Below are 664 nucleotides of genomic sequence, written 5' to 3' on the forward strand. Positions count from 1 at the left end.
GCATATAGCCACAAAATTCTAATAGACATCGTTTACTGCGTGGACTACCGGGGTATCTAATCCCGTTTGCTCCCCACGCCTTCGCGCCTCAGCGTCAGTCTTTGTCCAGGTGGCCGCCTTCGCCACTGGTATTCCTTCAGATCTCTACGCATTTCACCGCTACACCTGAAATTCTACCACCCTCTACAAAACTCTAGTTAACCAGTTTCAAATGCAGTTCCAAGGTTGAGCCCTGGGATTTCACATCTGACTTAATTAACCGCCTACGCGCGCTTTACGCCCAGTAATTCCGATTAACGCTCGCACCCTCCGTATTACCGCGGCTGCTGGCACGGAGTTAGCCGGTGCTTCTTCTGCGAGTAACGTCACAGATGCACTCTATTAAAGTACACCCTTTCCTCCTCGCTGAAAGTGCTTTACAACCCGAAAGCCTTCTTCACACACGCGGCATGGCTGCATCAGGCTTGCGCCCATTGTGCAATATTCCCCACTGCTGCCTCCCGTAGGAGTCTGGACCGTGTCTCAGTTCCAGTGTGGCTGGTCATCCTCTAAGACCAACTAGGGATCGTCGCCTTGGTAAGCCATTACCTTACCAACTAGCTAATCCCACTTGGGCTACTCTTATGGCGTGAGGCCCGAAGGTCCCCCACTTTGATCCGGAGAT

Annotated in this window: 1 rRNA gene; it reads right to left on the reverse strand. The window is 52.3% G+C overall.

The features are described 5' to 3' along the window. Positions 1-664, reverse strand: a 16S ribosomal RNA gene (locus V6256_RS15155); the annotation flags it as partial.

Source organism: Psychromonas aquatilis (assembly GCF_038155185.1).
In the GTDB taxonomy this organism is placed as follows: domain Bacteria; phylum Pseudomonadota; class Gammaproteobacteria; order Enterobacterales; family Psychromonadaceae; genus Psychromonas; species Psychromonas aquatilis.